At 37.0% G+C, this 8,459-nt stretch carries 7 protein-coding genes; all 7 read right to left on the bottom strand.

Going from position 1 to position 8,459, the window contains the following annotated elements:
- Window positions 1-637 precede the first annotated feature (637 nt).
- The gene (locus tag AC13EX_RS18380) at window positions 638-3,361 is read right to left on the bottom strand and encodes a family 78 glycoside hydrolase catalytic domain (RefSeq protein ID WP_482893826.1); all 2,724 of its coding nucleotides are present in this window, start codon (window positions 3,359-3,361) and stop codon (window positions 638-640) included.
- 133 nt (window positions 3,362-3,494) lie between these two features.
- Entirely contained in the window at window positions 3,495-3,794 is a 300-nt protein-coding gene (locus AC13EX_RS18375) for a helix-turn-helix domain-containing protein (RefSeq protein WP_482893825.1), read from the bottom strand.
- Complete coding sequence (locus AC13EX_RS18370; RefSeq protein WP_482893824.1) at window positions 3,781-4,146, bottom strand: type II toxin-antitoxin system RelE/ParE family toxin; 366 nt, start codon at window positions 4,144-4,146, stop codon at window positions 3,781-3,783. The genes AC13EX_RS18375 and AC13EX_RS18370 overlap by 14 nt, the downstream gene beginning before the upstream one ends.
- Window positions 4,147-4,365: 219 nt before the next feature.
- Window positions 4,366-4,656: a helix-turn-helix domain-containing protein gene (locus AC13EX_RS18365; RefSeq protein WP_482893823.1), complete on the bottom strand. Its 291-nt coding sequence runs from the start codon at window positions 4,654-4,656 to the stop codon at window positions 4,366-4,368.
- On the bottom strand, window positions 4,653-5,021 hold the full coding sequence (locus tag AC13EX_RS18360; protein ID WP_482893822.1) for a type II toxin-antitoxin system RelE/ParE family toxin: 369 nt from the start codon (window positions 5,019-5,021) through the stop codon (window positions 4,653-4,655). Before AC13EX_RS18360 ends, AC13EX_RS18365 begins: the two co-directional genes overlap by 4 nt.
- A 240-nt stretch (window positions 5,022-5,261) precedes the next feature.
- Window positions 5,262-5,846, bottom strand: a complete 585-nt coding sequence (locus AC13EX_RS18355; protein WP_482893821.1) for a hypothetical protein — start codon at window positions 5,844-5,846, stop codon at window positions 5,262-5,264.
- A gap of 841 nt (window positions 5,847-6,687) precedes the next feature.
- Window positions 6,688-7,707, bottom strand: a complete 1,020-nt coding sequence (locus AC13EX_RS18350) for a ComEC/Rec2 family competence protein (RefSeq protein WP_482893820.1) — start codon at window positions 7,705-7,707, stop codon at window positions 6,688-6,690.
- Window positions 7,708-8,459: the final 752 nt, after the last annotated feature.

The raw sequence follows: 8,459 nt of genomic DNA, 5'->3' as shown, positions 1-8,459 counted from the left end.
GTGATACTTGGGAAATCTAATTTTGGATACTTCTGGCAGAGCAGTTTCTCATCTGCATCTCCTGATACATCTGCTGACGAAGCCTTTTTTTTCCATGATAAGTAAAGTTTAACGATTAAACATGGAATAAAAATAATGTATATACCTGAAAATAAGATCATTAATATAAGAAAAGTAAAAAACTTCCGATGTAGGAGGTTTTGTTCAACTTGTTTATATGTGCAGTTTTATTGCACAATATGTCCGTATTTGGTTAACTTTGTGTAGTTTTGTTTCACTTTATATATTTATGTCCATATCCTCTATTGGACTTCGAACCGCTTTAATTTCTCGGTTACTTACCTGTATATAAATTGCTGTGGCTCAATTGCTATAATACTCAAGAAGCCCCTGAAGACAGCTTATATCTGTTCCTTATTTATATATAATATTGACCTAAGAATGTCGTAACAAGATACAAATTTTGAGTATTGCCCCTCTGTAAATCGTTAAAAAATAAATTTTTAAAAACCTATCCCCCGGCCAGTTTCCGGTCAACCTAACCAAGTCCAGTAGTCAATGCGCTAATATTTTCGTGGCAATTGACCGGAACCCTTAAAAAAATAGGAAACTCCTATTGCTTAATTCTGGTATGGCATTACTCCACCTTTTGCTTGATTTGATAATTGCCACCGGGCAAATCGGCCATAAACCATTCTCCGCCTTTTTCATCGGATACCCGTTCAAAAAGAACTGAAGCCCCCTGCTCCACCACAGGTAATAATTTATTATAAGCCGGTAACCTTAACTCAGCAACTGTATTGGAAGGAATGGTAAGGCTCAATTCAACCTGCCCTGAAGTCCTTCGCCAATGACTTTTTATCATCCCATAGGGAGAGTCATGGCCTGCCTCCACCCATTCAATTTCAGAAGCAAGTGAAGGCTCAATAATAAAGCGTTTAAATCCTGGAGATTCATCAATGGGCCTGATGCCAGCTAGTCCCTTGAAAAAGTAATCTCCAATGGTACCAAACATTATATGGTTGCGAGATTGGCTCCCATCCCAATTCTGAAACATGGTATTGGCATTCAGTTCATCTACCCAATAACCCCAGCTTGGGAACGTTCGCTTGTTGGCCATTTCAAATAAGACATCCACTTGCTGATAATCCATCAATACCTGAATAATTGCCTTGGTACCGACCACCCCTGCATCGATATGCCCCTCTTTAGTGTCAATTGCATTTAGCAATCCGGCCAAAACCAAGTTCTCTTTCTCTTCAGGCACCAAACCGGTAAAAAGTGGAACGGCCTGGGAAGCCTGTCCCCCATGGTCATACCGCCCCGTTTGAGGATTAAAATAGGCTTGGTTAAAAGCCTTGGCTATATTTTTCGAAAGTTTCAGGTAAGCTTCCTGATCTTCTAATTCTCCAAGAACACCGGCCATTTTAGCTAGCAGATTACTGAAGTAGTGGAAAAAGGCTGTGGATAGAAATGGTCCTTGTGTGAGGTTTTCCAGTTGTTTGTGATCATCAATGCCAAACTTTAAGAGGTAACCCTCAGCGTTAGCTTCCAGGTAATCCACGTACTTTTTCATGTTTGGATAATACCTGGCAAGTAATAAGCTGTCTCCTGAAAACAGGTACATTTGCCAGGCTACTTCCAGAAAAGCCCCTTCCCAATGCGGCCCATAACCCCTTTCCTTATCTAGACCTTGGTTGAAGGTGTATCCCCATCCACTGGTAGGAATGATCCCCGGCAGGTCGCCACTGTCTTGCTGTTCATCTACAAAATCGTCCAACCATTTCCTGTAAGCAGGCACCATATCAAAATTATAATTCCCCATTTCCGCTACCAAAAGAGCATCACCTGTCCATCCCATTTTTTCGCGGTGTGGACAGTCAGTAGGATACCCATGGTAATTGCCCAAAAATGACCAGCGCATATTTTCCTGCAATCGATTGAACATGGCATTTGAACTTCTAAAATATCCTTTTTCAGGAAGATCGGTGTGCAGCACAGCTGCATTGATTTCTAGAAGTTCTATCTCCGGTTCACTTAAAGTGACCTCCATGTATTGAAATCCCTGGTAAGTAAAAATCGGATGCCAAGATTCGGCCCCATCACCTTTCAGGTAATACCGATCTGTTTGGTTATCTCCAGACCAGATAAATCGACTAAGCTCTTTAATATCCAGGGTACTGTCAGGATAAATCCTTTCCCCATACCGGATTTTCACCCTCGCATTGGCAGGTCCTTTAACCTTTATATTGGCCCATCCGGTAATGTTTTGACCTAAATCATACATGAAAGTACTGTCATTGATTTCCCATTGGTTTTTTGGTGAAAGGGTATCTATCACCCTTATTGGAGGCATTAACTGGGCAACCATTTCCCCCTTCGGCCCACTAACCTGGTGTGAAGTTTCCCAATTTGAATCATCAAAATCCGGCGAAGTCCAACCCTCCATTTCCTTGCCGGCATCATAGCTTTCCCCATTGTGTACACTATCAAATATTATAGGCCCATTCAAAGTATATTTCCACCTTTCATCTGTATGGATCCAAAGAGCTTTGCCTTCCGCATCCACAATTCTCAATTGCGCCCTCAAAACAGGTACGCCACGCCAGGGGGCCTGATCAAAATCCCAGGCTTCTCTGGTATGCTGGTTGTACCATCCGTTTCCTAAAACCACGCCTATCGCATTTTCGCCATTATTGAGCAATGCGGTCACATCGTGCACCACATATTTCACCGTTTTATCATAGCGTGTCATGGCAGGATCTAACACATGGTCTCCCACCTTCTCCCCATTAATATAGGCTTCATGGTATCCCAAACCGGCAATATAAAGCCTTGCTGACTGTATAGGCTGATCTATGGAAAACTCCTTACGGAAATAGGGGGCTGGCGTTAATCCAGGAATGCTGTCCTGACCATTGGTGGATGCAATCCATAAAGCTTTCCAGTCATTAAGGTCTTTAAGCCCCATCTCAAACCAGGTGGCTTGGCTTTCATAAACCGCTCCCTTTTTATCTTGAACCAAAACCTTCCAGTAAACCTTTGTTCCGGATTCCAAGGTCTTACCATCATAGGAAATCCCCAAAGAACGATCTGAATTAACCTCTCCTGAGTCCCATAGGTCTGCTTTTCCCTCTTTTAAAAACTCAGATTTTGTTGCCACCAAAATGCGATAATTTTGTTGGAAGAAGTCGGCTAACCCCTCCTCCATCTGCCAACTAAAAACCGGGTTGTCCTCCAAACCTAAGGGAGCGGTAAGGTGGTTGACTTTTAGGGCATTGACTTTATATTCTATTTTCTCAGAACAAGCAAAAGTCAGCCCGATTAAAAAAATCCAAATCAGTTGTACAGATCGTATCATATTTTAGCTTTTGTGGATAGGATCAGCGGAAACCCAAAATCTCTATGTAATTCATCTCTTCTGGATGTTCCTTTCATTCCATACCCACCATCTTAGATATCTTTTCAGCTTTCAGGGGATGTTGTGTGAGCTGTTATTCTATAATCAATGAAACTTTTTTTCCTAGCCCTAATTCTAATATTCGATAAAGTGTTGAAAGTTGAATATCACTTTTACCATTCTCGATTCTGGAGATAAAGCTTTTCTTGGTTCCTGTTTTGGTGGCAAGTTGTTCTTGAGTCATTTTGGAAATCCTTCGTTCTTCTTTGATAAGTTCACCAATGGCAAAAGCCTTGGCTTTCGCTTCAAAAGCCATTCTTTTATCTTCCCCAACTTGACCGTACCTTTTTTCAAGGTGTTGTTCAAATGTTGTAATTGAGTTACTTTTTTCCATTTTTATTTTGTTTATCCTTTTCTTCAAAATATTCAGCTTTGATTTTCAATGCTTTGTCAATTTCCTTTTTAGGGGTCTTTTGAGACTTCTTTTGGAAACCATTGAATAGCACTATCAATTTACCTTCATCAAAACAGCAAAATATTCTATAAATATTACTGCTATACGCTATCCGTATTTCATAGAGTCCATCATAAGCAGTCATGTGAGAGAAAAATTTTGCTGGAATTCTTTCAAGAACCATAATCATATAAAGGACTTCATCAATCTTGCCTTTCACTTTTTCAGGAAGCTTGTCAAAAAAATCATTAAAATAGTTCTTGTAGAAAATCAGTACCCTTTTTTTCTCCATGCTATAAAGTTAACGAATAATGGAACAAAAGAGTTATTTAGATGTGAAAATTTGCTAGGTAGTTTTCTAAAGTGTGACATGGTTCAGCCTCGAGATGGCGGGCATTAGAAGCCGAGTACTTCCAGCCTACTCCTAACTTCTTAAAGATATTGTTTATTATAGTTACTCTGAACCGGCCTCTGTATCCAATGTGATGTTATAGCGCGTATTTTTTTGTTGTCACATTTCAATAGTAATTTTGACTTTTCCTCCCAATCCTTTTTCCACTATGTCGAAGAGCGTTTTTAGCGTGAGGTTGCTTCCGTTATTTTCAACTCTTGAAATATAGGTTCTTTTTTTATCTACTAACTCTGCCAGTTGTTCCTGGGTCAAATTCTTGTCCTCTCTGGCTTTCTTCAATAATACACCGATTTTAAAGGATTCAAAATCTCTATCAAGTTCATCTCTTCTGGGTGTGCCTTTCATTCCATACACATCCTCTTTTATGTCTTTCCAGCTTTTCGTATTCATGGTTTCGTCCTTTTCTTATTTTCTGATTCTTTTTCGGAAAAGTATTGGTCCATCAACCTACTCGCTTTTTCAATTTCCTTGGGAGGTGTTTTTTGCGATTTCTTTTGAAAGCCATTTAATAAAACAACAAGCTTTCCTTCGTCAAAAAAACAAAACACCCTCCAAATATTTGAACCCAACTGAATACGGGCTTCAAATAACCCTTTCTTGGTCTTGATAGGTTTTAAGTAAGTTTTAGGTACTCTTTCCAGGGTTTCAATAGCCTCAATCACCTTATAGATTTTATTTTGAACTCTTTCCGTCTGTTTTCTCAGAAATTTCTCAAAATGGTCTTGGTAGGCTATGACTTCCCTTACTTTATCCATAGACGTAAATGTAACTTAAAAGTTACTATTTTCAAAATTTAAAATTTGTTGATGAGTAACCCCTATCGGCCTATTATTATTTGTTAAATTAAGTGTTTCGTCTCGATACAATAATCTTAACCCTGAACATGGTCCCTGAGCCTGTTGTCCCTGAGCATGGCCCCTGAGCGGAGCCGAAGGGTGCCGAAGGGTCGAAGGGCCAACAGGCAGAATGCTTGGTTATTGGACAAAGTATTTTATTTAACTTACCCCATTAATTATTTCGTTAACGATTCTCCATTTATCAGTCTTGTCCTTTTTTAAAATCATTTCACCACCCCAACCGCACTCTCCGCCACATACAAAGCCAAAACGTACAAATGCAATACTTTTATCAAAATTAAATACCGGAATACTAAAATAAACATACTCATTAGGTATTGGATTTCCCTTTTTGGCTAATATATAATTTGGAAAATCTAACTGGCTAAGCCATACTTCCATATTAGTCTCTTCTTGCTCTTTAAAAAACTGAAAATCCTTATTTGAAATAACATAGTTTGGCATATTTGATTTTAGAATTTGTTCGATATCAGGAAAAATATAAGGGGAACCCGGAGGAGGTCCGGGTGTAAATTCTTCCCATCCTTTCCTTGAAATATATTTGGGTAACTGTGCGTAAATTTCAAAATCAGGGAAGTTTTCTTGAAATAGGTTCTCCTTAATTATGACTCTTACAACTTCAACGATTTCCCTATGATGAGCATTTGAAGTACTTTCATTAAAATCGTAAAAAATTGAAATAATAATTGAAAAAGATAACGATATAAGGTAAAGAGTTTTCATATTATTTTATCCAACAACTATACACTTTCATATTTAGCTTCCGAGTTGAGTAATAAACTATACTCCAAGCACTTCGGATTATTATTCATCAAATTAAGTGTTTCGGTCAAAGAATCTAAGGGAGAGACCATATTTTTATTGGAAATGGCAATAAAATGATTTTCCAGTTAGTTCTGATTCGCATATCTAAAGATTTAGAAGCAATACAGTAAGGATCAAATAGCTTAATGGGTCAGGTATTTCCAAATGGTAAAAACAGCCTAAAACTCGCAATTAAGCCATCAGAAAAGTGGCCTTAATCATCTGAAAAAACAAAAGAGGGAAAACCATTCCTCATAGTAACCCTAATTCTCGATACGATGATCTGAACCCTGAGCATGGTCCCTGAGCCAGTCGAAGGGGACTAAGTTGTCCCAGCGTTTTCCCGAAAAATCGGAATCAAATCGCTCCCATCTACAGATAGACTTCTCGAAGATACTCTGGGTCCAAGGTTATGTATTTTAACTTACACATTTGAGCATACGCAGGTTCAGTATACATATCTGGCCAAACTCATGGCATAGCCTTTTCAATAACGATCAATACCTTGACGCTCCCACCAAAGCACCTTATGGTAGTTTGATGCTATCCCCTGTAGGACAACACCGGTGGATCGGTTCCACCATCTTATAAACAGTTGCGTAACGATTTTCAGCCGTTCGTTACTCTCGGCACACGTATGATTTCGTTGCGTGTTTAAGCATTAAAGTTAGCAAATAAATCACAGATAGAAAGTCCGCGAGGACTTTCGTAAGTAGGTGAGGACAAGCCATTGCTTATAAACATTGTTAGCAGTGGTGCTTTATATCGGTTCGGCACTTCCCCAGTTTCGATTCGGGAATACTTCTTTATTAGTCGTGTAAGAAATAGTTGTTTTATTTTTATGTGTGCTGTAAGTTTTGCAATTTGGAAGATTCTTTTTTATGCAACTTAAAACTGCTCGTCTTGGATGCTTATTATTTCCTTCGGCTGAAACTATGAACATTTTTGGTGCGAATTTCCCAATCCACTCTGTGCTAATATTTCTTCTACTGCCGTGATGTGGTAATTGTACAAAATGTAAATTTTCTGTAATAAAACCATTGTCTTCCATATCGTCAAATGCTTCAACTCCTGCATCGCTTGTTAATAAATATCTTTTACTTTTACTGTCTATTAATTCAATGACTGTAGCTGAATTGTTCTCTGGAGAAGCATCATTTTTTTCATCAACTATGGCACAAGGTTTTAATGACTCGGCAGATTCATTAACCGAAGAAAAAGATTTTGTATAATCTACTCTTTTGAGAAAATCAATGTTTGTAAAAGTTTGGACTTTATTAGTATAAAATTCTCTTGATGGGGATAAAATTTTTATTTCATCGAAATTAATGACGTCGCTTAAAGCTTCTTTCTTTTCTATATTATATTGTTCACATAGCTCATTTAATTCTTGAACTTTCTTAAAAGATTTGTAGAGGTGGTCAATATCTGCATCCTCATTTCGCATAGCAGATTTTTTAATATTTAATCTTAATTCTTCAGAAATAAATTTAACTGGGTCATTATAGATTCCATAAGTCATTGTTTCTCCAAGTTCTTTCACAATTTCGATTAAACCATTAATATGGTCGGCGTGAGGATGGCTATTAATAAAAGATATGGTTCTTTTCTTATATAAAAATGGTTCAATCCATTTTTTATAATGTTTCACAATTTTAATTCCAAATTCTTGATTGCCACCATCAAGAAAGAAAACAAAATCTTGTTCATTTGTATTTCTACCCCAAATTATTATACCATCTCCGTCTGCGACGTATACAAAATCTATAACAAAATCCATAATTTAATTATTTGAATCAATTCTTTTAGTTATATAATTAGTTTGTTTACGATAAGCGAATAAATATATAATCGCAATCAAAATCAACAATAAATACTGTTGAGTGTTTTCAGAAAAATTTAAAATGTATTCATTTATTGAAAAAAATAGTTTTGACAGTATTATCAATAAAATCATAGTTAACAGCACTCGAAATTTATTGTTTGTCTCCACTAAAATATCAAGTTTGACGTCTTCTTTATTTGCTTTAACAAACAGATGATAGTCTCGAAAGGTTATAAACTTTATCTTTTTTAAAATTGGTTCTACCGTTATGGAGGAAACTCTGCTTATTGTTAATCCTATGAAATAATATAGAAACAAGTTAACAAAAATATTGTCCTGTGAAATTTCATATTTAGTGAAATTATTTAATAAAATAGCAAATAATATTCCAGGAAGAAGATTATTGAACAAGTTGTAAGAAGATAATTTATTAAAAAAGTCATTCATATTTGTTTTGGTTAGTTCTTACTGTTTTTTTTACATTACCGCGTAGAGTAGAGCCTGATAGCCTACCCTATTTAATTACCTATAAAGATAATAATAAGCAGTAAACTATCAGCGCCCCCTCAATGCTATTAAGTTAAGGAAAAAATGGCCTCTTGAGACAAAATAAGCCGATTTTCCTTATGAAAACCGGCCTACTTTAGTTAAATTATGTTGTCTTAAACATATAGCTATGAAGGTACAAAATACCAACCAAAACACGA

It is taken from the genome of Cyclobacterium sp. L-R, assembly GCF_056859355.1.
The sequence above is the reverse complement of the archived record's forward strand: the minus strand, read 5'-3'. Positions and strand labels throughout refer to the sequence as shown.

Bases quoted from the DNA above. Each gene is read 5' to 3' on its own strand.
- AC13EX_RS18380 (WP_482893826.1), bottom strand. From the start codon at position 3,361: ATGATACGATCTGTACAACTGATTTGGATTTTTTTAATCGGGCTGACT.
- AC13EX_RS18375 (WP_482893825.1), bottom strand. From the start codon at position 3,794: ATGGAAAAAAGTAACTCAATTACAACATTTGAACAACACCTTGAAAAA.
- AC13EX_RS18370 (WP_482893824.1), bottom strand. From the start codon at position 4,146: ATGGAGAAAAAAAGGGTACTGATTTTCTACAAGAACTATTTTAATGAT.
- AC13EX_RS18365 (WP_482893823.1), bottom strand. From the start codon at position 4,656: ATGAATACGAAAAGCTGGAAAGACATAAAAGAGGATGTGTATGGAATG.
- AC13EX_RS18360 (WP_482893822.1), bottom strand. From the start codon at position 5,021: ATGGATAAAGTAAGGGAAGTCATAGCCTACCAAGACCATTTTGAGAAA.
- AC13EX_RS18355 (WP_482893821.1), bottom strand. From the start codon at position 5,846: ATGAAAACTCTTTACCTTATATCGTTATCTTTTTCAATTATTATTTCA.
- AC13EX_RS18350 (WP_482893820.1), bottom strand. From the start codon at position 7,707: ATGGATTTTGTTATAGATTTTGTATACGTCGCAGACGGAGATGGTATA.